We start from the raw sequence: 1,039 nt of genomic DNA on the forward strand, positions 1-1,039 counted from the left end.
ACAAAGCATTTCAATTAATCCAGATTTGTTTAATGGCGATAATAATAAAGTCGTTGTCATTGATCACCATAGACGTGGCGAAGAATTCCCTGAGAATCCAATGTTGATCTATATTGAACCATATGCTTCATCAACTAGTGAGTTGATTACAGAAATGCTTGAGTATCAACCTAAGAATAAGAAGGCTATTGAAAAGATTGAGGCTACTGCTTTGTTAGCAGGTATTACTGTCGATACTAAATCCTTCTCACTTAGAACAGGTACGAGAACATTTGATGCTGCAAGTTACTTACGTTCAGTTGGTGCAGACGAGACTGTTATTCAGAATGTCTTGAAAGAGAATATAGATTCATTTATTCAAAAGAGTCATTTGATTGAAACGATTACGATGGTTAATGGTAATATGGCTGTATGTTTTGGCGAAGAGGATAAAACATACGATCCAGTTTTCGTTGCTCACGCGGCTGATACATTGTTATCATTAGATAATGTTGAAGCATCATTTGTTATTAGCAAACGTCCAGATGGTCGGGTCGGTATTTCGGCACGTAGTTTGGGTAATGTTAACGTTCAAGTTATTATGGAAAAACTTGGTGGTGGTGGACACTTGTCTGACGCCGCAACTCAAATTCCTGATTCAACGGTAGAGGAAGTTAAGAATCAATTGGTTGATGTTTTAACGGCTTCGAATAAAAAGAACTAAGAGGAGGATCATTAAATTATGAAAGTTATTTTCCTAGAAGATGTTAGAGGTAAGGGTAAGAAGGGCGAATTAAAGAATGTTGCTGACGGTTATGCCCAAAATTTCCTAATTAAAAATAAGAAAGCTATTGAAGCAACTAAGGCTAATGTAGCTAAGTTACAAGCTGAACAAAACCGTGAGGCTAAAGACTATGAGGCTGAAAAGGCTGAAGCTAAAGTTTTGAAGACTAAGATCGAAGACGATAAGACAGTCGTTGAAATTTCTGCCAAAGCTGGTACTGATGGTCGTCTCTTTGGTTCTGTTACAACTAAGAAGATTGCTGAAGAACTCAATAAG

Annotated in this window: 2 protein-coding genes; both read left to right on the forward strand. The window is 37.2% G+C overall.

Annotated elements, in window-relative coordinates:
- Positions 1-703: DHHA1 domain-containing protein (locus FHL06_RS14200; protein WP_192918045.1), on the forward strand; the 703-nt coding region annotated here is incomplete at its 5' end.
- 18 nt (positions 704-721) lie between these two features.
- A partial coding sequence (rplI, locus tag FHL06_RS14205; protein WP_153387314.1) for a 50S ribosomal protein L9 occupies positions 722-1,039 on the forward strand: 318 nt, incomplete at its 3' end.

The sequence above is a fragment of the Companilactobacillus halodurans genome, assembly GCF_009600985.1.
Taxonomy (GTDB): domain Bacteria; phylum Bacillota; class Bacilli; order Lactobacillales; family Lactobacillaceae; genus Companilactobacillus; species Companilactobacillus halodurans.